Genomic DNA, 24,831 nt, shown 5'->3' on the forward strand with positions numbered 1-24,831 from the left:
TTGATCGCTATGGAAAGCTGCTTAAACAGTTAAGTCCGAGTGGTCCGGGATGGGATGGAACCTATAATGGTAATCCGGTATCGTCTAATGACTATTGGTTTAGAGTAGAGTATATGGAAACTCTGCCCGATGGTAGTTTGCAACCAAGAGAGTTTAAAGCGAACTTTACACTAAAAAGATAAAAACAACAAAATTTTAGGATCAGTTTAAAAGACTTGGTTCTAAAATTTTGTTATTAAATTTTAATTTATATATTTGATGATATGATTTTAAAGAGGAACATAGCTAATTCATTTTACCGCCGCCGCTGTCGCCGTGACTAATTACCTGTGCGATTGTAACTCATTTTCTTTTTTAAAATTATTTTCTTTTGAAATTCATCTTATCATTATTTTCTTTTTACTCTACATCCTGTATTTCACACCGGGTATTTAGACGTGTTTATTTATTTCGCCGCCGCTTGGCGCGTATATAGTTTGTATGGAACTCAGGTGAGTCCGGTTCTTTTTTTCATCCCTTTATCATTTAAACTCTAATTTTTTAATTCTTTGAATCCAATGAAAATAGTCATTGCGAATCAATCGCATATCTCTTATGCACAAGAGATATGTGATTTGGTTAAACTATCAGCAAAAGCACGAGGCACCGGTATAGCAGAGCGTTCTCCTTCTTATCTCAAGGAAAAAATGTGTAGTGGGAATGCTGTCATTGCCCTTGACGAGGAGCAATTTGTGGGCTTTTGTTATATAGAATCATGGGATCATCAACAATATGTAGCCAATTCCGGTTTAATTGTTCATCCTGATTATCGTTATAAAGGAATTGCCAAGGATATTAAGAAAGCTGTATTTAAGCTTTCGAGAGAAAAATATCCAAAGGCAAAAATTTTCGGGATTACTACCGGTTTGGCAGTGATGAAAATCAATTCTTCTTTAGGATATCGACCAGTTTCTTTTTCGCAGTTAACAAAAGATGAACGCTTTTGGGACGGTTGTCAAACCTGTAAAAATTATGATATTTTAAATAGAACCAATCGTCAAATGTGTTTATGCACAGGAATGGTTTATGACCCCTCAGAAGAAGGAACATATACATCAAAAAAAATTAAAGAAAAGACCTATCAACGCTTAAAAACGATTAAGCAAACTCTATTTAATAAAAAAAATAAAACCAATAAATCATGAATAAAAAGAAAGTTGTCTTAGCCTATAGTGGAGGACTCGATACCTCTTATTGTGTACATCATTTAGCTCATGAAAAATCTTTAGATGTTTATGCAGTTAGTGTAAATACAGGAGGTTTTTCATCAGATGAACTAAAGGAAATGGAAAAAATGGCATTTCAATTAGGAGCTTATCATTTCGATGCCTTAGAGGCAGAGCAAGATTATTACCAAAAAATCATTAAGTTTTTAATTTTTGGAAATGTATTAAAGAATAATAATTATCCGCTTTCGGTAGGAGCAGAGCGAGTACTTCAAGCGATTATGCTTGTAAAATATGCTCAACATATAGGAGCAGATTTTATAGCCCACGGAAGTACAGGAGCTGGAAATGATCAAGTGAGATTTGACGTTATTTTTCAAATCTTAGCCCCGGAAATACGCATTCTTACTCCAATTCGAGATCAGGGTTTGAGTAGAGAAGAAGAAATAGAATATTTACAAAATCACGGGATTCAACTAAACTGGTATAAAGCTCAATACTCTATTAATACCGGGTTATGGGGTACTAGTATAGGCGGAGCAGAAACCCTAACAAGTGATCTTCCTTTACCGGAAGAAGCTTTTCCTGTTCCTTTACGAAAAAAGAATCCATTACCGATTGAATTGCATTTTGAACAAGGAGAGTTAAATGGTGTAGATACCAAAAAGGGAAGTTCGGTGGAAATGATTCAATATTTAGAAACCATAGCGGCTCCTTATGCTATTGGTAGAGATATACATGTGGGCGATACCTTAATCGGAATAAAAGGTCGTGTGGGATTTGCGGCAGCTTCAGCCTTACTTATTATTGCAGCGCATCAACTCTTAGAAAAACATACCCTTAGCAAATGGCAATTACAGCATAAAGATTACATAGGAAAGTGGTATGGGACCCATCTTCATGAAGGACAATATTTAGATCCGGTCATGCGTGATTTTGAAGCTTTATTAGCGACTTCTCAACAAAGAGTAAGCGGAAGTGTTTTTATCACCTTACATCCTTATCGTTTTACACTTGATGGAATTAAATCTGATTATGATCTTTTAGAAAATACTTTTGCTCATTATGGAGAAACCAATTCAGCTTGGTCTGCCAATGATGTAAAAGGTTTTATTAAGTTGTTCTCTATTCCCGGAAAACTCTATCAATCTGTAACCCATAACTAGTATGATAACAGTTGGAATTATTGGAGGTAGTGGTTATACAGGTGGTGAATTAATACGACTTTTATTACAGCATGCACAAGTGGATATTCGTTTTGTGTATAGTACCACTAAAGTAGGAATGCCTATTGAAAAGATACATCAGGATTTAATAGGAGAAACAACATTGATGTTTACAGATAAGATAGTTGCTGATGTCGACCTTGTTTTTTTATGTGTTGGACACGGGAAATCTAAAGAGTTTTTACAAAAACATACGTTTAGTGAAACGACTAAAATTATTGATTTGAGTACTGATTTTCGGATGGAACATCAAAATCATGATTTTGTATACGGCCTACCGGAAGTCAATAAAGCTTTAATTATGCAATCTAATTTTATTGCTAATCCCGGATGTTTTGCAACAGCCATAAACCTGGCTCTTTATCCAGCAATCAAACATTTACAATTAGACGATGTACATATTCACGCGGTAACCGGAGCCACCGGTGGAGGTGCTCGTTTAGATGAAAAACAACATTTTTCCTGGCGTAGCCAGAATTATTCAAGTTATAAGATTTTTCAGCATCAACATGAGCGAGAAATATTACAGCTTTTTTCTAGATGTAAAGTAGTTCCGCAGTTAAACTTTATTCCCCATAGAGGAAGCTTTGCTCGCGGCATTTATGTGACCTGTTATACGCAATTTTCAGGCGATCTAGCCCATGTAATCCAATTGTATGAATCATTTTATCAAGATGCGCCTTTTACGATAAGATCTGGTATAGCACCCCATTTAAAACAAATAGTGAATACCAACAAGTGTCTACTGCATATTCAGCATATAAATGATAAACTGGTTATTACCAGCATGCTTGATAATTTATTAAAAGGAGCTGCCGGACAAGCCGTTCAAAATATGAATCTCATGTTTGGTTTTGAAGAGACTACAGGACTAAAATTAAAAGGAAGCTATTTTTAAAATCAACACTTATGAAACTATTTGATGTATATACAACTTTTTCAGTTCAACTTGCTCAGGCAAAAGGCTGCTATCTTTATGATGATGAAGGAAAACAATACCTTGATTTTTATGGCGGCCATGCAGTAATTTCTATAGGACATAATCACCCGGTATATTGCCATGCGCTACAGGATCAATTGGGTAAATTAGCCTACTATTCCAATGCAATAGATAAACCCATACAAGAAAAATTAGCTAAAAGTTTGGGAGAGGCTTCTCATTGTCAAGATTATCGTTTGTTTATGTGTAATTCCGGTGCGGAAGCAAATGAAAATGCGTTAAAGCTAGCTTCTTTTGCAACCGGAAAGTCGCGTATTGTTTATTTTGAGAATGCTTTCCACGGTCGGACATCCGCTGCTGTTTCGGTGAGCGATCAAGAAAACTTGAAGTCACCTTTAAACAAACATAATCCTGTAACAAAGTTAAGCTTTGGTCAAGTTGATGAATTAGAAGCGATTTTAACAAAAAATGATGTTGCGGCTGTTATTATAGAAATAATTCAAGGAGTAGGAGGATTACATGAAGCTTCTACTCATTATTACAAAAAAATACAACAACTATGTAAGGATCATAAGGTCATATTTATCGTTGATGAAGTACAAAGTGGCTGGGGTAGAACCGGAAAATTTTTTGCTTTTCAGCATCATGGACTACAACCTAATCTTATTAGTATGGCAAAAGGAATGGGGAATGGCTTTCCGGTGGGAGGCGTACTGATTGACCAATCTTTTTCTGCTTCTCATGGCATGTTGGGGACCACCTTTGGAGGAAATCAACTCGCTTGTGCTGCCAGTTTAGCCGTTTTGGAAACATTACAAAATGAACAATTATTAATTAACGTAGCAGAAATGTCTTCGCTTTTTTGTAAAAAAGCATTGGCTATACCTGCTATTAAAGCAATAAAGGGACGAGGCTTGATGTTGGGGTTAGTTTTTGATTTTGACGTAAAACTCCTTCGAGAATGCTTAGTATACGATTATCAAGTTTTTACCGGCGCAGCCACTCCTAAAAACATGCTACGAATTTTACCTCCTTTAACGGTGACAAAAAAACAAATACAAGAATTTTTTACGGCACTAGAAGCTGCTCTCTTGCAATTAAACTTAACTTAAAGATAACCATGAAACATTGTACTTCATTATCAGATATAACTGATGTTCAGCAAGTAATCGATCAAGCGATAGCGATCAAACAACATCAGAATAGTGCTCCTATTGGAAAGGGTAAAACACTAGGCTTACTTTTTTACAATCCCAGTTTGAGAACACGTTTGAGTACTCAAAAAGCTGCTCGCATGTTAGGGATAGAAGTTATTGTTATGAATATTAATAAGGAGGGATGGACATTAGAATTTGAAGAAGGAGCCTATATGAATCACCAAACTTCTGAGCACATTAAAGAAGCTGCCGGGGTTTTATCATGTTATTGTGATATTATTGGTATTCGTATTTTTCCTTTGTTTAATTCTAAAGCAGAAGATGAACAAGAGCTCGTTTTAAATTCCTTTAAAAAGTATTGTACTATACCGGTGATTAATTTAGAGAGTGCAACGGCTCATCCCTTACAAGGCTTAACTGACGCGATGACAATTCAAGAATTTAAGATTGAAAAACCTAAAATAGTAATGACTTGGGCTCCCCATCCTTCCGTATTGCCACAGGCGGTTCCTAATTCTTTTACGGAAGTAATGAATCAATTATCTATGAAGCATTCTATATGTAATCCTTCTACTCATAATTTGGCTCCCCATATTGTACAATCTACACCTGTATTTAATGATCAGGCAGAAGCCTTGAAAGATGCAGATATCGTTTATGTTAAAAACTGGGGAAGTAACACCTATTATGGAGAAAAATTTCCTATTGATAGAAAATGGACATTTACGCTTGCAAAATGGAAATTAACCAATCAAGCTAAAGTATTGCATTGTTTGCCGGTAAGGAGAAATGTAGTAATAGAAGATGCTGTTTTGGATGGGAGTCAAAGTGCTGTTTTGAATCAAGCTGAAAACCGAACGTATATAGCTGCCAGTATATTAACCGAACTTTTACAAGCTAACTTATGAAAGGTTTACATATTATAAAAGTAGGGGGGAGCGTGCTCAGCGATAAAAAAAGTATAGCCACTCTTTTGGATGATTTTGTAGCTTTAAAAGGAGCGAAGATTTTGGTTCATGGAGGAGGAAATGTAGTTACGGAAACAGCGTTAAAACTAGGCTACACCACTGAAATGATTGAAGGAAGACGTATAACCTCAGATGCGATGATGGAGGTAGTGAGTATGGTTTGTGGTGGGCTCCTCAATAAAAATGTCGTAGGATGCTTACAAGCAAGATCGTGTAACGCTATAGGCCTATGCGGAGCGGATGGAAAAAGTATCCTCTCAAAAAAACGTCTATCTGCCCCTATTGATTATGGACGTGTGGGAGATGTTATAGCTATCAATGAAGACTTTATTGTTAATTTGTTAGGAAAAGGATGTGTACCTGTATTTTCTCCTATCACGATGGATGGAGCCGGGAAATTGCTGAACACTAATGCGGATACTATAGCAGCTCAGCTTGCCATTGCACTCACCCCATATTTTAGGGTTCATCTAACTTTCTGTATCGATAAACCAGGTGTATTGAGTGATCCGCTCGATAATATGTCTGTGGTTCCATTCCTAAATCGAGATACTTATCAAAAGATGTTAGCTCAAAAAATAATTTCGCAAGGTATGCTCCCTAAATTGGAACAGTCTTTTAAGGCACTAGAAAGATATGTGCATCAAGTGTGTATAGGAGGATGTAATGGATTAAAATCAACTCAAAAAAACACTAAAATAATATTATAATGGATTTAAATGAATTATATGATGATGCTATCAAATTATTAAAAGAAATGATAAGCACTCCTTCTTTTTCTACCCAAGAATCGAGGACTGCAGAACTTCTGGAAGCGTGGTTTGAAAAGTATTCTATTCCTTATCAACGATCAAATAACAATGTTTGGGCAATACAAAAAAATCATGGAGAGGCTAAACCTGTAGTGCTACTAAATTCGCATCACGATACGGTACGTCCTGCAAAATCTTATACTAAAGATCCATTTAATCCTCTCATTGAAGATGGAAAATTATACGGATTGGGAAGTAATGATGCCGGAGGATGTTTGGTTTCTTTGTTAGCGGTTTTTACCTATGCTTATCATCAAGATTTAACTTATACTCTTGTATTTGCAGGAACTGCTGAAGAAGAGATTAATGGAAATCAGGGAATCAGTAGTATTATTCCGAAACTCCCTGTACTGACTGCGGCAATTGTAGGAGAACCTACTCAAATGCAGATGGCTATTGCGGAGCGTGGTTTATTGGTTATTGATGCTTTTATAAAAGGAACAGCTTCTCATGCAGCTCATCCTAATACCGATAACCCTATTTTAAAGACTGCTGATTTTTTAAATAAATTGCAAAAGCTCACTTTTGATCGTATTTCTCCATTATTAGGAGAAGTTAACCTTAGTGTGACTCAAATTCATGCAGGTGAGCAACACAATGCTATTCCAGATGAAGTCCATTTGGTAATAGATGTACGGGTGAATGATTGTTACTCCTTGGAAGAAGTTTTTACTATCTTAGCCCAAGAATTTGTCGCAGCTCGTTTTCAAGCACGATCTTTCCGATTACAACCTTCTATTGTTTCTTCTGCACATCCTTTAGTACAAACCGCCGAAAAACTTGGTGTGCTAACCTATGGATCTAATACATTATCTGATCAAGCGCTCTTAACCTGCCCTTCTGTTAAAATGGGCCCCGGAAATTCCCTTCGTTCGCATACGGCAGATGAATTTATTTACCTGCATGAGATTAAAGAGGGAATACAAGCTTATATTAATCTATTATACAATTTAACTTTTTAATACCTGTTATATGAAACTTTGGGAAAAAGGTCACTCTATTGACAAAAAAATAGAACAATTTACAATCGGTAATGATCGAGAATTAGATCGTTACCTAGCCAAGTATGATCTACAGGCTTCGATAGCTCATGCGTATATGTTACAAGAATCGGATTTACTTACAAAAAAAGAAAATCACGCCTTGATAAAAGTGCTGGAAAAGCTACAAAAACAAGTAGAATCCGGAGACTTTCATATTGAAAAATCATTTGAAGATGTACATTCTAAAATTGAATATGAATTAGTACAAAGTTTAGGAGCAACCGGAAAGAAAATACACACCGGACGATCACGTAATGATCAGGTTTTGGTGGCCATGCTATTGTTTTTTAAAGATCATCTTGGGCATCTACAAGAGCAACTTATAACCTTAATTGAACTTTTATTACAGCTTTCAGAAAAACATGAAAAAGCTTTTTTGCCTGGCTATACTCATTTACAAGTTGCTATGCCTTCTTCTTTTGGTTTATGGTTCGCAGCATACGCGGAATTACTAATAGATGATTTATATATGATACAAGCAGCCCTAAAAGTAGTAGATCAAAATCCGTTAGGATCTGCAGCAGGATATGGAAGTTCCTTTCCGATAGATAGAATGTCTACCACTAAATATTTAGGATTCTCTGCACTAAAAGTTAATGTAGTAGCCGCTCAACTTAGTCGAGAGAAAACGGCAAAAAACATCCATATGGCTTTATCTTCTGTGGCTCATACTATAGGGAAATTTGCTATGGATGTGTGTTTATATATGAATCCTCATTTTAATTTTATAGGATTGCCAGATTCGTTAACCACAGGCTCTAGTATTATGCCTCATAAAAAGAACCCTGATTTATTTGAAGTTATGAGAGGAGAATGTAATAAAATACAAGCAGCTATGTATGAAACTAACTTAATTTCAACTAATTTACCTTCCGGATATCATCGTGATTACCAATTGCTTAAGGAAAAAAGTATTTTAAACCTACTTTCTATGGAAAACGTGATTGATATACTCACGTATACGTTACCTCGAATAGAGGTTAAATCTATAGACCAGACTGATCCTGTATATCAATATGTAACTAGCGTAGATGCTATAAATAATCTAGTGATACAAGGTAAGTCCTTTCGAGATGCCTATCAGCTTATTGCTAATGAAATAAAAGAAGGTACTTATGACTCAAAAGAAACGAAAGCTCATACCCATATAGGGAGTAAGGATAATTTAGGAATTGCCATGATCAGAAAAAAGCTTCGTGAGGTTTTGTAATATATTACCAAACTTTTTAGGTTCTTGGTTCAGGTTTTATCGTCCAGACCGCAAAATAAAAAAGCTTCAATTGTAAAATTGAGGCTTTTTTTACGAAGTTGTGTTGTGAATATGAAGTTGAATTACTTTGTATTTAAGGTTTAAGTAGTGTTAAACCAGTGAAGAGCTTTTCCTGTAAGAGGGAGAGGCTTTTTTTATTTTCTGCTCTTTTCTCTTTCGTTTAAAGAAAATCTATTATTCGTTCTAGCGTCATACCTCTCGATCCTTTTATTAGAATATAGCTATTATCTACAAGTTGAATTTTTAAGTAATTAATAAAATCTTCAGTTGTTTCAAACTTTTTCGTATTACTTTTTATACTTGTTTTTTGAAATTCTTTTCCTATTAAAAAAGCATGCTTAAAATTATATTTATTAATTAAATCAACTATTTGCTGGTGTTCACTAGCACTAGTTTTACCGACTTCAAACATATCTCCTAAAATAACAATCTTATTTTTTTCCTTAGATTCGTTGAAGGTTTTTAAAGCCGCCGCCATACTTGTAGGGTTTGCGTTGTAGGCATCTAAGATTATTGTATTGTTATTTTTTTCTATTAGTTGAGATCTATTATTACTTGGAAGGTATGCTTCAATAGCGTTTTTTATTTGATTTAAGGGAACATTAAACTGCAAGCCGATACAAGTGGCTGCAGCCATGTTTTTAGCGTTATATTCGCCTATTAATTTACTAGTAATACTAGTGTTTGCAACCTTGATGGAAGCGTAAGGTTTAGCTGAAATAAAATTGATGTTAAAATCATTTTTTTGACTTTCACCAAAAGTTATAAGGTTGCCACCTTTGCTTTGTTTCAATTGAAGTTCATCGTCAGTATTAATGAATATTTTCTTATTTTCTTTTTTTAAGAAGTCGTATAATTCACTTTTTCCTTTAATAACACCTTCAATTCCACCGAAACCTTCTAAATGAGCTTTGCCAAAATTGGTAATGTAACCGTAGTCCGGTTGTGCAATATTGGTTAAAAATTCAATCTCTTTTAGATGATTTGCGCCCATTTCAACGACTCCTATTTCTGTTGATTGGTTGAAAGATAACAATGTTAGCGGAACCCCAATATGATTGTTCAGATTGCCTTCAGTAGCTTTTGCTTTGTATTTTTTTTCAAGAACAGCTTGAATTAGTTCTTTTGTTGTTGTTTTGCCATTACTACCTGTTAAAGCTATGATAGGTATTCCTAATTTTTTTCGATGAAATTGTGCTAATTGCTGTAGGCATTCTAATACATTGTCAACTTTATGAATGTTAGCATTCTCTGAAGAATTAATTTCATCTACAATGGCAGCCTTTGCACCTGATTCTAGTGCTTTTTTGGCATATGTATTCCCGTTAAAATTTTCTCCTTTTAGCGCAAAAAAAAGTGTATTGGGTTTTATTTTTCTAGTGTCTGTAGAAACTCCATTACTTTCTAAAAAAAGCTTGTGTAAATTTGAAATAGTCATCTGTTATAATCAAAAAAAAGCCCTTTAAACATTATAGAGTAAAGGGCTTTTTGCTTTATTAATCTTTAATTTTAATCTCTTGCTCTTTTACCTTTTTTAGATTTTGAACCAACTCTTGACATTGCGTTTCTAAATCCGATATAGTCGGTTGCCATATCTTGAGGGAAGTAGCGACGTTGAGCAGGATCTAACCAATATGCTCTATCTCTCCAAGAACCTCCTTTGTATACTCTAACTTCATTATCAATAAGTGTTGTTCTTTCAGATGAAGTATCGTATTGTCTATCTAATGAAGAATTTCCAGTAGAGTCTTGCATTACAGAAACTTTATGCTTAGGAGCATTGTACATACGTTTAGATTCGTCTTGAGTATCTCCTTGTTCACGATAATATCTTCCGGAAGCTTTATCGCCATCTCTAAAATCACGATTATCACTTTCTGTAAATTGCGTTCTTAAGTATGTATCTTCTTTTGTTACAGGTTCTTTTTTAATTTCACCAGGAAGACTTCTTGGAACAATTTTTCCGTTACTAAGCGTGTCGTAAATAACATCATCTGGAGTTAAAACCTCAACAGTGCCGTCTTCTCCAATGGAGTTTTTCGTGTATACATTTCCACGATAATAGTTGAAATCATTAAACTCATCGTCAACTATTGGTCGATAAACATCTGCTACCCATTCTGCAACATTTCCAGCCATATCATAAAGACCATAGTCGTTTGGCGGATATGTTTTTATTTCAGCAGTAATGTCAGCTCCATCATCACTCCATCCGGCAATACCGCCGTAGTCACCATCACCTTGCTTAAAGTTAGCTAATTGATCTCCGCTTGTTTTTCTACTACCTGATCGTGTGTATTGACCATCCCAAGGGTATTTTTTTCTACCTCTATATTGGTTGTATTCTCTAGTGCTTGACATTCCTAAAGCTGCATATTCCCATTCAGCTTCAGTTGGTAATCTATATTCTGGTAAAATAACACCATCTTTACGTTGCACATATTTGTGAATCGTATCTTCTTTTACAACTTGTGTAAGACGATCTGCGTTTCTACCTCTAGTAAGCGAGTCATTTCCACCGTAAACTTTGGTCGGTGCATTGATATATGTTTCAGTGCTGAATGTTGAAGAAGCATCCGCTTGAAGTCGAGCTCCCTCTGTAGTGTATCCCTCTTCTTCTAACAACGCCTCGTTTACACGATCTGTTCTCCATTTACTGAATTCGGTTGCCTGAATCCAATTTACACCTACCACCGGATAGTTTTGATATGCCGGGTGACGTAAATAGTTATTAGTCATGGTTTCGTTATAACCTAATCGATTTCTCCAAACTAATGTATCAGGAAGCGCTCCATAATAAATATCTCTATACTTTTTTTCTGTTGGAGGAAAGGTTAATTTGAGCCAGTCTAAATACTGAAGATACATTCTGTTGGTAACTTCTGTTTCATCCATGTAGAATGACTGGACGTGTTGTTGGTTTGGCGTGTTGTTCCAATCATGCATTACATCATCTTGTACGCGCCCCATTGTAAATGTTCCGCCTTCGATAAAAATAAGTCCAGGACCTGTTTTTTGTTCTTCATAATCGGTTTGATATTTCATCATACCTTCTTTACCGGTTAAGTCCCAACCAGTAGCACGGGAATTGTCTTTGTAGTCTCTTGAGTTGTTACAGCTAGCTAAAAAGCCTAGTGTTGCAACGGCAAAAAAAGTTTTAAGAGCGGTATTGATTCTCATAATACAATTTATGTTTGTAAAATTTTGGGTTCGCAATATAACAATTAACGCTAAATTAACAAGTTTGTTTTAGTTTTTTAGCATTAAAATTGTTGCCTTGTGCTTAGAATAACGTTAATTATTTAAGATTAGTATTATTGTATGCTAAATAAATTAATTTTGTGGGTCTAAATATAATACAATTATTTAATTAACGTTATTTCTTGCAATGAAGTTTCTTTATACCATATTTTTATTAGGCTGTTTTTTTTCAGTTCAAGCGCAACAAAAGACCTTTACTATAGAGTGGGGTGAAAAGCCTTTTTCTGAAAATACAGCTATCGCTATCCCTAGTTTTTCTTCAATTAATATTGAATATGATGCTCAAGAGGATGCTATTTTTTACCATAATCAATGGAGAGAGAGTGGTGCTGTTTTGTCTTCGGAGCTCAGTAATATTACATATGAAACCATTTCTGCAGAAAATTTAGGAGCTCTGGATAAAAAAAATATCAAGAATACTCCCGACTTAAAAATGTATACTTCTAAGGCAAGGCAGGTGACTTATTTTCAAATTAGAATAAATCCCATTGTAAGGCAAAATGGTGTTTATAAAAGAGTGAAATCATTTTCTGTAAGTTATACAAAAGGTGCGGCGAGAGATGGTGTGGTAACACAATCTGTTCCTTCTATTACAAATTCCGTGTTAGCGACAGGCGATTGGTATAAGTTTTATATTGAAAAAACAGGGGTTTATAAAATTTCTAGAAGTTTTCTTAGCAATTTAGGAATGGATGTTTCTTCTATAAATCCGCAACGATTAAAAATTGTAGGTCACGGTGGAAATATGCTCCCTTTATTAAATAGTGAGAATGATGCCTACGATCCACCAGAGACGGCTATTAAAGTAGTAGGAGGAGAAGATGGAAGTTTTGATTCTCAGGATTATATTTTGTTTTACGCAAAAGCTGTAAATGATGAGTGGAGCGAGGATAACGAGAGTAACCTTAATTTGTATGCCGAGCGCTCTTACTATTATATAAGTGCCGATGGAAATATAGGTAGACGAGTAATGCCTTATACAGAACCTACTGGAAATGCAACCACTACGATTACAACTTTTGATGATTACCAATATCACGAAGTAGATGAATATAGTATAGCTAAAACAGGAAGACGCTGGTTTGGAGATCGTTTCGATGTAGAGAATACAAAAGAATTCGAGTTTAATTTTGATAACCTAGTTACCTCGGAGCCGGTAGAGTTCGATGTTGAGATGGTTTCAGCTTCAGAAGCTTCTACATCCATGCAAGTTCTTGTAAATGGTCAAGATGCAACCACTTTAGGCTTTAGTAGCTCTAATGATGATGTTTTAGCAGATTCTACAGGAGCTAGCTTCGAATTAAATCTTAATACTTCTACTATTAATGTGGAGTTAAATTATAATAATGGCGGTAATCCTTCAAGTTTGGCTTATGTAGACTATATTAATGTACGCGCTAAACGATCATTACAAATTGTAAACAATCAGCAGTTGGAATTTACATCAGACGAAGCGGCATTGATTTCAGGTGTTGGTGAATATGTTATTCAAAATGCTTCTAGCGTCACAGAAGTTTGGGATGTGACTAATCCGAAAAATATAACTTCAGTAGCCAACACTGCAAATTCAAATTTCTCTTTTAAGGCATCGATGGGTGAAAAAAGAAAATATATAGCCTTGTCTTCCTCAGATTTTTATACCCCTTTGCGTGAAGCGGAAACCCGTATTGATAATCTAAATTTAAAAGGAACAATTTTTGAAAATGCTCAAGGGCAATTTGAAGATGTAGATTATGTAATTGTAACATCAGAATTGTTGCTTCAACAAGCAAATCGCTTAGCTCAATTTAGAAGAGATCAAGATGATTTGAATGTAAAGGTGGTTTTGGTAAGTGATATTTATACCGAATTTAATTCAGGAAAGCAAGATATAGGAGCGATTAGAAATTTTGTGAATTACGTGTATAGTAATGCTTCTACTGCGAATAATCGCTTAAAATATTTATGTCTGTTTGGAGATGCTTCCGTAGACTATAAGGATCGATTGCAAGGGAATAATAATATTGTCCCAACTTTTGAAGTTTTAAACGGGTTTAGTTTAAGTCCTTCCACTACGGCTTCTGATGATTTTTTTGGTTTAATGGATCCTGAAGAAGGGGGGATTTTCGGGAAATTAGATATTGCAGTAGGAAGAATGTTAGCAGACTCTCCTCAAACCGCAAAAGTTTTGGTTGATAAAGTAATTGCTTATGAAGATAAAGTGTCTTACGGAAGCTGGCGAAATGATTTTGTGTTAATTTCTGATGATGCCGATATTTTTGGTGATAGAAACTTACAGGTTCAATTAGATAATGTAGGAGATGATATTTCTGAAAATCAACCGTTTATAAATGTAAAAAAAATACATAGCGATGCTTATCAGCAAATCTCATCATCTGGAGGGTTTCGCTACCCAGAAGCAACAGAAGATATTACACAAGCAGTAGAAGTAGGGGCCTGCGTGGTTAATTATTTTGGTCACGGAGGAATAAATGGCTTAGCTGCAGAGCGGTTAGTAACTATTGAAGGCATACGTTCCTGGCGAAATGAAAATCGCTATAATGTATTTATCACGGTTACTTGTGAATTTACTGTTTTTGATAATCCATTAAGACTCTCTCCAGGGGAGTATAATTTGCTAAATGATAAAGGCGGTTCAGTAGCTATGGTTAGTACTGTAAGAGCAATAGGAGTTACTACCGGCGCTAATTTTAACGAAGATTTTGCTCCGTATTTATTTAATTATAGTGGAGGAGATGATTCTGTTGCAGAGTCTGTCCGGAAAGCTAAAAATGAATCGGGCGGAGGGGTTCGTGTAATTTTTTATTTTGGTGATCCCGCCATGAAATTAGCATTGGCAGATCCTGAAATTAAATTAACACATATAAACGATGTGCCCGTAAACTCTCCACAAATAGATACCTTAAAAGCCCTAAGTAAAATAAAAATGACAGGAGAACTGGTTTATCCAAATGGAGTTAAAGTTAATAACTATAATGGAGTATTGTCGACTACTATTTTTGATAAGCGTATCGATAGAAATACTTTAGGTAACGATGGAACTGAAGGTAGTGATGATGAGTTATTTATTATGGACTTTACAACTTTAGGAGAGACGGTTTTTAGAGGGCAAGCTTCTGTGAAAAATGGTGAGTTTGAATTTGACTTTGTAGTACCAAAAGATATAAAAATACCCGTAGGTAATGGTCGCGTTAGTTTTTATTCAGAAAGAAATCAATTACTTCAAGATAACCGAGGTTATAATAATGAAATATTGGTTGGCGGAGTTAACGAAAATGCCCCTGAAGATAATAAAGGGCCCGAAATACAGTTATATATGAATGACGAGAATTTTGTTTCCGGAGGTATTACCAATGATTCCCCCTTTTTGTTGGCAAAACTTTCTGATGAAAACGGAATAAATACGGCGAGTGGAATTGGGCATGATTTAGTAGCTATTTTAGATGGAGATGAAACCAATCCATACGTGGTAAATGATTATTACGAAACAGAAGTTGATAATTATACACAAGGTAATGTGAATTATAAACTCCGTGACCTAGAGGAAGGATTGCATACCTTAACCTTTAAAGCCTGGGATGTTTATAACAATTCTAGTACAGCAGAAATTCAGTTTTTAGTAGCTGGAGATGATGAATTAAAAATTACAAAAGTGCTCAATTACCCCAACCCATTTACCACTTATACTGAATTTTGGTTTAATCATAATCGTCCTTTCGAGCCTTTGGAAGTACAAGTGCAGGTTTTTACAGTAACCGGAAAAGTGGTCTGGACAAAAAATCAAGTTATCAATACCGATGGGTTTTTGTCCAGAGAAATTACTTGGGATGGTCGCGATGATTTTGGAGACCGAATAGGAAAAGGAGTTTACGTGTATAAATTAACTGTAAAATCTACCCTAACAAATAAGAAAGTAGAGAAATTTGAAAAATTGGTTATTCTCTAATTGATAGAAAACTATATATTTGCCAAACATTAAAATTTTATGAAGAAAGTAAGCCTTTTATTAGCGGGAATATGCCTTTTTATGAATACAAAAGCAAATGCCCAAGATGAAAATATAACCGAATCTGATCGGGTAATAACAACAGCAGTACCTTTCTTGATGATTTCTGGAGATGCCAGAGCATCAGGAATGGCAGATCAAGGAGTTGCTACCCCTGTAGATACCTACTCGCAACAATGGAATCCGGCAAAATATGCTTTTGCAGAACAACAACAGGGGGTTGGGATTTCTTACGTGCCTTATTTAAGAGAATTGGTAAACGATATTAATTTAGGGCAGGTAAATTATTACAATCGTATTAATGAGCGTAGTGCTTTTGCTGGTACCTTTCGCTATTTTAATTTAGGAGAGATAGAATCTCGTCAAACTGCAGAACAACAACCTTTAATTTTAAAACCCAATCAATTTGCTTTTGATTTAACCTATGCTTTGCGTTTGGGAGAGCAATTTTCTATGGCGGTTACCGGAAGGTATATTCGTTCAGACATCAGGTTGCAAACCACCAACGTAGATGCGTCGGCAGCAAATTCGTTTGGTGTGGATATTTCTGCTTTTTACCAAAGTGAAGAAATTGCTTACGACGATTTTAATGGTCGTTGGCGCGGAGGTATAAATATTTCAAATATTGGTCCAAAAATTAAATATGATGATGCTGGTCAGGAAAGCTTTATTCCAACCAATTTTAAAGCAGGAGCTGGGTTTGATTTTATTTTAGATGCAGAAAATACAATAGGTGTTTATGGAGAGATGAATAAGCTTTTAGTGCCAACTCCAAGTGATTCTAATGGAGATGGCGTGATTAATAGAGAAGATGATTATTATAATGAGAGTCCATTTGGAGCAATCTTTTCATCTTGGACAGATGCTCCGGGTGGATTTAGTGAAGAATTAAAAGAGATTACATGGGCATTAGGAGCAGAATATTCTTATCAAGACAGTTTTGCTTTTAGAATGGGTTATTTTAATGAAAGTGACGTGAAAGGTTTTCGTAAATTTTTAAGTCTAGGGGCCGGATTTAAATACTCTATTACTAGAATAGATGTTTCATATCTTTTCTCAACATCAAAAGCGGTAACAAATCCATTAGAAGGAAGCCTGCGTTTTAGTTTGTCATTTAATTTTGGTGAAAACTATAGAGAATACTAAAATTTATGACATAAAAATCATATAGAAAAGTACCGAAAATAAATCGGTACTTTTTTTATGCGTTTTATTTTAAAAAAAGAAACAGTTTTTTTCTGATTAAAGCAGAAAGAGTTTTTCCTTTACCGCATATTATCTTATTTTTGTCTTCCGTTTTTGATCGCGAACGGTACTAAAATTAATTTCATGAAAAAGATAACCAAAGAAACATACCTTAAGTGGTACGAAGATATGCTGTTTTGGCGCAAGTTTGAAGATAAATTAGCGCAAGTCTATATTCAGCAAAAAGTAAGAGGATTTCTGCATTTGTACAATGGGCAAGAAGCTATTTTAGCTGGAGCCTTGCATGCAATGGATCTTGAAAAAGACCGTATGATAACGGCTTACAGAAATCACGTGCAACCTATTGGTATGGGAGTAGATCCTAAAAAAGTAATGGCAGAACTTTATGGAAAGAAGACGGGAACATCGCAAGGTTTGGGAGGTTCTATGCATATCTTTTCTAAAGAACATCGTTTTTACGGAGGTCACGGTATTGTTGGTGGTCAAATTCCATTAGGAGCTGGACTAGCTTTTGGAGATAAGTATTTTAAAAGAGACAATGTCACGCTAACCTTTTTAGGTGATGGAGCAGCTCGTCAAGGAACACTTCACGAAACTTTAAACTTAGCGATGACTTGGCAGTTACCGGTAGTTTTTTGCGTAGAAAACAACGGCTACGCTATGGGAACTTCTGTAAAAAGAACAGCAAATCACGAAGATATTTGGAAATTAGGTTTAGGTTATGAAATGCCTTGTGGACCTGTAGATGCCATGAACCCTGAAAAAGTTGCTGAAGCTTTAGATGAAGCAATTGATAGAGCACGTTCTGGTAACGGGCCAACATTTTTAGAAATGAAAACCTACCGTTATCGTGGACATTCTATGAGTGATGCTCAAAAATACAGAACAAAAGATGAGGTAAAAGAATACCAAAAAATCGATCCTATTTCTAAAGTTCTTTCAGAAATTAAAGAAAATAATTGGGCTTCAGAAGATGAAATTAAAAAGATCGACAAAAGCGTAAAAGATCGCGTAAAAGAATGCGAGAAATTTGCAGACGAATCTGAATTTCCTGAAACTAGCGTAATGTACGACGCAGTTTACGAACAAGAAGATTATCCTTTTTTATCACATAAATTATAAAAATTATGGCTGAAGTTATTAATATGCCTCGCTTAAGTGACACCATGGAAGAAGGTGTTGTAGCAAAATGGTTAAAGCAAAAAGGCGATAAAGTTGAAGAAGGCGATATTTTAGCTGAAATAGAAACCGATAAAGCAACCATGGAATTTGAGTCTTTTTATGATGGCACGCTTTTACATATTGGAATTGAAGAAGGTGATGGAGCTCCGGTAGATTCTTTGTTAGCTATAATTGGTGAAGAAGGAGAGGATATTTCAGATTTAATAAAAGAGGCCGAAAACTCTTCAAGCTCAGAAGGTAAAGAAGATAAAAAAGAGGAAGAAGATGATGAAGAAGAAAAATCAGAAGACAATAAGTCTGACGATACAGAAACTTCAGATGATTCAGCCGAAGAAGAAGATGGTGGCGATGGAGAAATTCCAGATGATGTTGAGGTAGTAAAAATGCCACGTCTTTCTGATACCATGGAAGAAGGAACCGTGGCTCAATGGTTAAAACAAGAAGGAGATAGTGTTGAAGAAGGAGAAATTTTAGCCGAAATAGAAACCGATAAGGCAACAATGGAGTTTGAGTCTTTTTATGAAGGTACGTTGCTTCATATTGGTATTGGTGAAGGAGAAAGTGCTCCGGTAGATTTCGTTTTAGCAATTATTGGACCTGAAGGAACTGATGTTTCTAAATTTTTAGATCAATTGAAATCTGACGGATCTTCTAAAAAATCTAATAAATCAGCTAAAAAAGAAAAATCTTCAGAAGATAAAGAGTCGAAAGATAAAGGTTCTTCAGAAAGCGAAAGTTCAGATTCTGGCGAAAGACAACATACCGATAGTGATGGCGATCGTATTTTTGCTTCACCCTTGGCTAAAAAAATGGCCGAAGAAAAAGGAATTGACCTAGCTGAGGTAAAAGGAAGTGGTGAAAATAATCGTATCGTTAAAAAAGATATCGAAAACTTCAAGCCTTCAGAAAAACCTGCTGAGAAAAAGGCAGCAAAAACTGAAGAGAAAGCAAGTTCTGCTCAACCTTATGTTCCGGCAGGTGAAGAAAGTTTTGAAGAGGTGAAAAATTCGCAAATGCGGAAAACTATTGCCAAACGACTTTCAGAATCTAAATTTAATGCACCGCACTATTATCTAACTATCGGGTTAGATATGGAAAACGCAATGCAATCGCGTAAGCAGATTAATGAGTTGCCAGATACTAAGGTTTCGTTTAACGATATGGTAATAAAAGCATCGGCTATGGCGCTTAGAAAGCATCCGCAAGTAAACTCTCAATGGACTGGAGAGGCTACTAAAATTGCAAAACACATTCATTTAGGTGTTGCTGTTGCGGTTGATGAAGGTTTGGTTGTTCCGGTATTGCGATTTACAGATCAAATGTCTATGATGACCATCAATTCTAACGTAAAAGATTTAGCAGGAAAAGCCCGAAACAAAAAGTTGCAACCTAAAGATATGGAAGGAAGCACATTTACCGTTTCTAATTTGGGAATGTTTGGAATTGAAGAATTTACAAGTATTATAAATCAGCCAAACTCAGCTATTTTATCAGTAGGAGCAATTGTAGAAAAACCGGTTGTTAAAAATGGTGAAATAAAAGTAGGGCATACCATGAAAGTTACCTTAGCTTGTGATCACCGAACAGTTGATGGAGCAACAGGAGCTAAGTTTTTAGAAACTTTTAAAAAGTATTTGGAAAACCCGGTAACTATGCTGGCTTAATCTAATAATATTATCAAGTGAAAAATCCCGTATAAAAGCGGGATTTTTTTATCTTTAATTTTTTATGAATTAATATATAATTTTTATGAAATATATACTTGTATTTTTAGTCTTTTTTAGTGGTAGTCAAATTTTTTCACAAGAAGAATCAGCCGAAGTTTCTATAGATTTTTTAAAAGAAAGTTTGGGTTATTTAGCTTCAGATGAATTAGCAGGGCGAAGAACCGGCTCTGAAGGAATTGAAAAAGCAGCGCACTATATTGAAACTGTTTTTCAAAAAAGTGGATTACAGCCTTATTTTGAAACATATCGTGATAGCTTTCAGGTAAAAGGAAAAACGGGTTATAATATGGTTGGTTTTAAAGAAGGAAATGATCCAAAATTAAAAGATGAACTTATTGTTTTAGGAGCGCATTACGATCATATTGGGGTGGTAGACGAAAGTAAAATCGTTGCTGGAGATTCTATTGCTAATGGCGCTAATGATAACGCTGCAGGAACGACCTCTATTTTAGCTTTGGCAAAATATTTTGCTGATAAACAAACCAAAAGAAGTGTTTTGTTTGTTTTGTTTTCTGCGGAAGAAGAAGGTTTGGTTGGTTCTAAACATATAGCTAAACGATTAAAAAAAGAAGAGGCGAATATTTATACGATGTTGAATTTTGAGATGATTGGTGTTCCTTTAGTAGGTCAAAACTATTCAGCTTATTTAACCGGATTTAATGAATCTAATTTTGCTGAAACTTTTAATAATTACGCCGGGAAAAAAGTATTCGGTTTTTTTTCAAAAGCAAAAGATTTTAAACTTTTTCAACGAAGTGATAATTATCCTTTTTATCAAGAAATGAAGATTCCAGCGCAAACCTTATGTACGTTTGATTTTTCAAATTATGACTATTATCACCATGTAGATGATGAAGCGGAGTTGATGGATTATGAGCATATGAAAAACTTAATCTCAGATATAATTCCGGGGATTGAAGGAATGGCAAATTCTAAAACTAAAGTTATTCAGTTAAATTCTAAGTAGTAAATTTCTATGTCAAAAAATATTGTAATTACAGGAACAAGTCGCGGAATTGGTTTTGAACTTGTTAAAATTCTCGCAAAACAGGGGCATAAAATTTTAGCCTTGTCTAGAAATGAAGATCCAATTACAAATTTGGGCTTAGAAAATGTGACTGCTTTTTCTTGTGATATTAATGTTGAAGCACAATTGCAAGAAGTAGAATGGTTTATTTCAGAAAAGTGGAAAAAAGTAGATGTGCTGATTAATAATGCCGGGAAATTAGTTAATAAACCTTTTACGGAAATTTCTTCAGCAGAATTTGAAGAAGTTTATAAAACCAATGTATTTGGCGTTTTTCAACTGACAAAAATTTTAATTCCTTTTATGCATAAAGCCAGCCACGTGCTTACGATTAGTAGTATGGGCGGGGTTCAAGGAAGTATGAAATTTCCCGGGCTTTCGGCTTATAGTTCAAGCAAAGGAGCCGTTATTACACTTACAGAGGTGTTGGCAGAAGAATATAAAGAAAACGGGCCGTCATTTAATGTTTTTGCTTTGGGAGCAGTCCAAACTGAAATGTTAGAAGAAGCTTTTCCAGGTTATCAAGCGCCGGTTTCTGCACGAGATATGGCAAATTATATTGGTGATTTTGCTTTAACGGGATATCAATTTTATAACGGAAAATTATTGCAGGTTTCTAATTCTACTCCTTAATTTATGAAAGAAATTCTTTCAAATTATATTCCTAAACGAGCCGTGGATCCTGCGTTTCAATTAATTGCCAGCTATAACATTCATCTCAAAATTGTAAACGAAAGAAAAACGCGCCATGGTGATTATCGTGAAGTAAATGGCGCACCGCAAATTACGGTTAATGCCAATCTAAATCCATATCGGTTTTTAATCACGTTAGTGCATGAAATTGCACATTTTATGGCCTTCAAAAAATATGGAAGATTTATAAAGCCGCACGGAAAAGAGTGGAAATACACCTTTCAACAATTAATGCTGCCATTTATTAATCCAAGTATTTTTCCATCTCGGTTATTACCAATTATAGCTAATCATTTTAAAAATCCATCAGCAAGTAGCGATACAGATGCTCGTCTTTCTGTTGCTTTGAAAGCTTATGATCCCGAAAATAATAAAAATTATATCTTTGAGATTCCGTTGGGAAGTACCTTTAGAATTTATAATGGTAAAGTGTTTAAAAAAGGTAAAAAGCGTATAAAACGCTACGAGTGTGTAGAAATAAATACAGGAAAAATTTATATTTTTCAGCCTAATGCAGAAGTAGAATTAGTGAAAACTTAAGGGAATTATGAATAAAAATTATTACGCAGTTATTATGGCCGGCGGTGTCGGTTCTAGATTTTGGCCATTGAGTAAACAATCCTTTCCGAAGCAATTTCACGATATGTTAGGAACGGGAGAATCTTTACTTCAGAAAACTTATAGCCGACTTTCAAAATTAATTCCTTTAGAAAACATCTATATTCTAACCAATAGCTTGTATGAAGATTTGGTGAAAGAACAATTACCAAAAATAACACAAGAGCAAATTGTGCTGGAACCCGCTATGCGGAATACAGCACCGTGTATTCTATTGGCAGCTTTAAAAATTCAAAAGAAAAATAAAGATGCCCTAATGTTGGTGGCACCGAGTGATCATTGGATTGAAGACGAAAATGCTTTTATAGAAAATTTGCAGATTAGTTACGATGCTTGCCAGCGTGAAGATATATTAATGACTTTAGGCATAAAACCAAGTTTTCCTAATACAGGTTACGGTTACATAAAGTATGCTGAAAAAAGTGTGAGTCCGGTAAAAAAAGTACTTCAATTTACAGAAAAACCAGATTATAAAACGGCACAATCTTTTTTAGCTGAAGGCAATTATTTGTGGAACGCCGGAATATTTATTTGGAGTGTTTCTTCAATTACAAAAGCTTTTGAAAAATATAATTCAAAGATGTTTTCTCTTTTTGTAGAACACCTAGACCATTTAAATACCGAAAAAGAACAATCGTTTTTAGCCAAAAAATATCAAGAAGCAGAAAATGTTTCTATTGACTATGCTATCATGGAAAAAGCACCAAATGTATGTGTGCTTCCGGCTACTTTTGATTGGAATGATTTAGGTTCTTGGGGAGCGCTACACGAGCAAATGCCAAAAGATGAGAAACAGAATGTAGTGATTAATGCACAGTCTCACTTAGAAAATACTAATAACTCTATAATAAGAACTGAAAAAGGAAAAGTTGTAGTTGTAGATGGTTTAGAAGATTATATTGTTGTAGATAATAAAGAAGTTTTGCTTATCTTTCCTAAAGGAAAAGAGCAGGATATAAAAAAGATACGCGCCACCATTCAAGAAAAGTTTGGCGACGAACTTGTATAAAAATGACCACACCAGAAAATGACAAGCAACAGGAAGTAAACGAAAAACTTTCTAAAGACTTAAAAGGTACCGCAAAAAGCTTACGTAGTTTTTTACGGGAATTGCTGGATATTAGAAGTGACACCGATCGTGATTCAACTATTGAAGCCGTAAAAAAAGATATTCCTTTTAAAGGTCATAACGCTTGGATTTTGATATTCTCCATATTTGTAGCTTCTATTGGCTTAAATGTAAGCAGTACAGCTGTTATTATTGGTGCAATGCTTATTTCACCATTAATGGGCCCAATTGTAGGAATTGGTCTTTCCGTGGCTATTAATGATATTGATACTTTACGTAGGTCACTTATTAATTTAGGTGTTATGGTCGGGCTAAGTGTGGTTACGGCATTTCTTTATTTTTGGATTTCACCACTTACTGGAAGCAATGCAGAGCTTGAAGCCAGAACTTATCCTACAATTCTTGATGTGTTAGTCGCTATTTTTGGTGGTTTAGCGTTGATTGTTGCAAAAACTAAAAAGGGAACCATAGCGAGTGTTATTTTTGGAGTAGCCATTGCTACTGCCTTAATGCCGCCATTATGTACAGTAGGTTATGGTTTAGCGGAAGGCAACCTTTCTGATGCCGGAGGAGCTTTGTATTTGTTTTCGATTAATGCAACTTTTATTGCCTTGTCAACTTTTGTGGTTGCTAAATTGTTAGGCTTTCCGTTGGTAAAATATGCTAATTCAAAAAGAAGAAAACGTATTGCTCAATTGGCTTCTGTTATTGCCATTATTGTTATGGTGCCAAGTGTGTATTTGTTTTATAATATGCTTCAAGAATCTTATTTTCGACAAGATGCTCGTAAATTCGTAGAAGAAGAATTGATGGTTTATAATGAGTCATTTTTACAAAAAAATTCGACAATTTTAGATTTTGATTCCGGTAACGATCCTAAAATTGAAGTTTCGTTTTTAGGTAAAGAAATTCCTTCTTCGGTTATAAATTTATGGCGAGAAAAGATGAAACGCTATAATAATTTAAACGGCACTTCGCTTATTATTCTTCAAAATGAAAACACAGAATCTTTTGATCAATTGCAATACATGCAAGAATTTAAACGTCGAGATTCTATCAATTTATTAAACAAAGATGAGCGAATCGCATTTCTGGAACAACGCTTGTCCAAACTCTCACGATATGAGAATAAACAAATTCCGTTTGCTAGTATTTCTAAAGAAGCAAAGATAAACTACGAAGGTTTACAAAGTTTTAGTTATGCATCAAAATTAGTTTCGACTTTTGATAAAGTGGATACAATTCCAGAATTTAATGTTTCTTGGATAAAAGAAATATCAGCGGGAGAAAAACAACGAAATGAAGCTAAATTAAAAGAGTGGCTGGCGTATAAGTTAAATTTAGATACCTTAGTGGTACAAAGCGCAAATTAAACAATCTATACTAATTAAATTTTTTAATCAGAAAATCATCCACAGGAA

At 35.0% G+C, this 24,831-nt stretch carries 20 protein-coding genes; 18 read left to right on the plus strand and 2 right to left on the minus strand.

Annotated elements, in window-relative coordinates; all coding sequences use genetic code 11:
* The 9 genes from D9R05_RS13965 to argH form a co-directional block, all read left to right on the plus strand.
* A partial coding sequence (locus D9R05_RS13965; protein WP_162985003.1) for a T9SS type B sorting domain-containing protein occupies window positions 1–182 on the plus strand: 182 nt, incomplete at its 5' end.
* A gap of 375 nt (window positions 183–557) precedes the next feature.
* Window positions 558–1,184: a GNAT family N-acetyltransferase gene (locus D9R05_RS13970; RefSeq protein WP_121667851.1), complete on the plus strand. Its 627-nt coding sequence runs from the start codon at window positions 558–560 to the stop codon at window positions 1,182–1,184.
* Complete coding sequence (locus D9R05_RS13975; RefSeq protein ID WP_121667852.1) at window positions 1,181–2,371, plus strand: argininosuccinate synthase domain-containing protein; 1,191 nt, start codon at window positions 1,181–1,183, stop codon at window positions 2,369–2,371. Before D9R05_RS13970 ends, D9R05_RS13975 begins: the two co-directional genes overlap by 4 nt.
* A gap of 1 nt (window position 2,372) precedes the next feature.
* Window positions 2,373–3,329: an N-acetyl-gamma-glutamyl-phosphate reductase gene (gene argC / locus D9R05_RS13980; RefSeq protein WP_121667853.1), complete on the plus strand. Its 957-nt coding sequence runs from the start codon at window positions 2,373–2,375 to the stop codon at window positions 3,327–3,329.
* Window positions 3,330–3,340: 11 nt separating this feature from the next.
* Complete coding sequence (locus D9R05_RS13985) at window positions 3,341–4,483, plus strand: aspartate aminotransferase family protein (protein WP_121667854.1); 1,143 nt, start codon at window positions 3,341–3,343, stop codon at window positions 4,481–4,483.
* Window positions 4,484–4,491: 8 nt separating this feature from the next.
* Window positions 4,492–5,436, plus strand: a complete 945-nt coding sequence (locus tag D9R05_RS13990; RefSeq protein ID WP_121667855.1) for an N-acetylornithine carbamoyltransferase — start codon at window positions 4,492–4,494, stop codon at window positions 5,434–5,436.
* A complete protein-coding gene (gene argB / locus D9R05_RS13995) occupies window positions 5,433–6,206 on the plus strand; it encodes an acetylglutamate kinase (protein ID WP_121667856.1) in 774 nt (257 codons plus the stop codon). The genes D9R05_RS13990 and argB overlap by 4 nt, the downstream gene beginning before the upstream one ends.
* Window positions 6,206–7,270 carry a M20/M25/M40 family metallo-hydrolase gene (locus D9R05_RS14000; RefSeq protein WP_121667857.1) on the plus strand — a complete coding sequence of 355 codons (1,065 nt, stop codon included), beginning with the start codon at window positions 6,206–6,208 and terminating at the stop codon, window positions 7,268–7,270. Before argB ends, D9R05_RS14000 begins: the two co-directional genes overlap by 1 nt.
* A 10-nt stretch (window positions 7,271–7,280) precedes the next feature.
* Window positions 7,281–8,561: an argininosuccinate lyase gene (gene argH, locus D9R05_RS14005; RefSeq protein ID WP_121667858.1), complete on the plus strand. Its 1,281-nt coding sequence runs from the start codon at window positions 7,281–7,283 to the stop codon at window positions 8,559–8,561.
* A gap of 220 nt (window positions 8,562–8,781) precedes the next feature.
* Here the strand turns inward: argH and D9R05_RS14010 are convergent, their stop codons facing one another.
* Both D9R05_RS14010 and gldJ read right to left on the minus strand, forming a co-directional pair.
* The gene (locus D9R05_RS14010) at window positions 8,782–10,059 is read right to left on the minus strand and encodes a UDP-N-acetylmuramoyl-tripeptide--D-alanyl-D-alanine ligase (protein WP_121667859.1); all 1,278 of its coding nucleotides are present in this window, start codon (window positions 10,057–10,059) and stop codon (window positions 8,782–8,784) included.
* A gap of 71 nt (window positions 10,060–10,130) precedes the next feature.
* Window positions 10,131–11,801, minus strand: a complete 1,671-nt coding sequence (gene gldJ / locus D9R05_RS14015) for a gliding motility lipoprotein GldJ (RefSeq protein ID WP_121667860.1) — start codon at window positions 11,799–11,801, stop codon at window positions 10,131–10,133.
* A gap of 208 nt (window positions 11,802–12,009) precedes the next feature.
* On the opposite strand from gldJ, the gene porU reads away from it, so the two are divergent.
* The 9 genes from porU to D9R05_RS14060 all read left to right on the plus strand — a co-directional run bounded on the left by porU (window position 12,010) and on the right by D9R05_RS14060 (window position 24,783).
* On the plus strand, window positions 12,010–15,828 hold the full coding sequence (gene porU / locus D9R05_RS14020; protein WP_121667861.1) for a type IX secretion system sortase PorU: 3,819 nt from the start codon (window positions 12,010–12,012) through the stop codon (window positions 15,826–15,828).
* A gap of 39 nt (window positions 15,829–15,867) precedes the next feature.
* On the plus strand, window positions 15,868–17,034 hold the full coding sequence (gene porV / locus D9R05_RS14025; RefSeq protein ID WP_121667862.1) for a type IX secretion system outer membrane channel protein PorV: 1,167 nt from the start codon (window positions 15,868–15,870) through the stop codon (window positions 17,032–17,034).
* Window positions 17,035–17,217: 183 nt separating this feature from the next.
* On the plus strand, window positions 17,218–18,216 hold the full coding sequence (gene pdhA / locus D9R05_RS14030) for a pyruvate dehydrogenase (acetyl-transferring) E1 component subunit alpha (protein ID WP_121667863.1): 999 nt from the start codon (window positions 17,218–17,220) through the stop codon (window positions 18,214–18,216).
* A gap of 5 nt (window positions 18,217–18,221) precedes the next feature.
* Window positions 18,222–19,940, plus strand: a complete 1,719-nt coding sequence (locus D9R05_RS14035) for a pyruvate dehydrogenase complex dihydrolipoamide acetyltransferase (protein ID WP_121667864.1) — start codon at window positions 18,222–18,224, stop codon at window positions 19,938–19,940.
* Window positions 19,941–20,025: 85 nt separating this feature from the next.
* On the plus strand, window positions 20,026–20,970 hold the full coding sequence (locus D9R05_RS14040) for a M20/M25/M40 family metallo-hydrolase (protein WP_121667865.1): 945 nt from the start codon (window positions 20,026–20,028) through the stop codon (window positions 20,968–20,970).
* Between the two features lie 9 nt (window positions 20,971–20,979).
* On the plus strand, window positions 20,980–21,663 hold the full coding sequence (locus D9R05_RS14045) for an SDR family NAD(P)-dependent oxidoreductase (protein ID WP_121667866.1): 684 nt from the start codon (window positions 20,980–20,982) through the stop codon (window positions 21,661–21,663).
* A 3-nt stretch (window positions 21,664–21,666) separates the two neighbouring features.
* Window positions 21,667–22,263, plus strand: coding sequence for a SprT-like domain-containing protein (locus tag D9R05_RS14050; protein WP_121667867.1), 597 nt, complete (start codon window positions 21,667–21,669; stop codon window positions 22,261–22,263).
* A gap of 7 nt (window positions 22,264–22,270) precedes the next feature.
* Window positions 22,271–23,350 carry a mannose-1-phosphate guanylyltransferase gene (locus tag D9R05_RS14055; protein WP_121667868.1) on the plus strand — a complete coding sequence of 360 codons (1,080 nt, stop codon included), beginning with the start codon at window positions 22,271–22,273 and terminating at the stop codon, window positions 23,348–23,350.
* 2 nt (window positions 23,351–23,352) lie between these two features.
* Window positions 23,353–24,783 (plus strand): DUF389 domain-containing protein, encoded by a 1,431-nt coding sequence (locus D9R05_RS14060; protein ID WP_121667869.1) that lies wholly within the window; start codon window positions 23,353–23,355, stop codon window positions 24,781–24,783.
* Window positions 24,784–24,831: the final 48 nt, after the last annotated feature.

The sequence above is a fragment of the Mesonia aquimarina genome, from assembly GCF_003667275.1.
GTDB classification, from domain to species: Bacteria; Bacteroidota; Bacteroidia; order Flavobacteriales; family Flavobacteriaceae; genus Mesonia; species Mesonia aquimarina.

Coding starts and splice junctions, on each gene's coding strand:
- D9R05_RS14060 (WP_121667869.1), top strand. CDS start 23,353: ATGACCACACCAGAAAATGACAAGCAACAGGAAGTAAACGAAAAACTT.
- D9R05_RS14000 (WP_121667857.1), top strand. CDS start 6,206: ATGGATTTAAATGAATTATATGATGATGCTATCAAATTATTAAAAGAA.
- D9R05_RS14040 (WP_121667865.1), top strand. CDS start 20,026: ATGAAATATATACTTGTATTTTTAGTCTTTTTTAGTGGTAGTCAAATT.
- porV (WP_121667862.1), top strand. CDS start 15,868: ATGAAGAAAGTAAGCCTTTTATTAGCGGGAATATGCCTTTTTATGAAT.
- D9R05_RS14035 (WP_121667864.1), top strand. CDS start 18,222: ATGGCTGAAGTTATTAATATGCCTCGCTTAAGTGACACCATGGAAGAA.
- porU (WP_121667861.1), top strand. CDS start 12,010: ATGAAGTTTCTTTATACCATATTTTTATTAGGCTGTTTTTTTTCAGTT.
- argC (WP_121667853.1), top strand. CDS start 2,373: ATGATAACAGTTGGAATTATTGGAGGTAGTGGTTATACAGGTGGTGAA.
- D9R05_RS13985 (WP_121667854.1), top strand. CDS start 3,341: ATGAAACTATTTGATGTATATACAACTTTTTCAGTTCAACTTGCTCAG.
- argH (WP_121667858.1), top strand. CDS start 7,281: ATGAAACTTTGGGAAAAAGGTCACTCTATTGACAAAAAAATAGAACAA.
- D9R05_RS14045 (WP_121667866.1), top strand. CDS start 20,980: ATGTCAAAAAATATTGTAATTACAGGAACAAGTCGCGGAATTGGTTTT.
- pdhA (WP_121667863.1), top strand. CDS start 17,218: ATGAAAAAGATAACCAAAGAAACATACCTTAAGTGGTACGAAGATATG.
- D9R05_RS14055 (WP_121667868.1), top strand. CDS start 22,271: ATGAATAAAAATTATTACGCAGTTATTATGGCCGGCGGTGTCGGTTCT.
- D9R05_RS14050 (WP_121667867.1), top strand. CDS start 21,667: ATGAAAGAAATTCTTTCAAATTATATTCCTAAACGAGCCGTGGATCCT.
- D9R05_RS14010 (WP_121667859.1), bottom strand. CDS start 10,059: ATGACTATTTCAAATTTACACAAGCTTTTTTTAGAAAGTAATGGAGTT.
- D9R05_RS13990 (WP_121667855.1), top strand. CDS start 4,492: ATGAAACATTGTACTTCATTATCAGATATAACTGATGTTCAGCAAGTA.
- argB (WP_121667856.1), top strand. CDS start 5,433: ATGAAAGGTTTACATATTATAAAAGTAGGGGGGAGCGTGCTCAGCGAT.
- D9R05_RS13970 (WP_121667851.1), top strand. CDS start 558: ATGAAAATAGTCATTGCGAATCAATCGCATATCTCTTATGCACAAGAG.
- D9R05_RS13975 (WP_121667852.1), top strand. CDS start 1,181: ATGAATAAAAAGAAAGTTGTCTTAGCCTATAGTGGAGGACTCGATACC.
- gldJ (WP_121667860.1), bottom strand. CDS start 11,801: ATGAGAATCAATACCGCTCTTAAAACTTTTTTTGCCGTTGCAACACTA.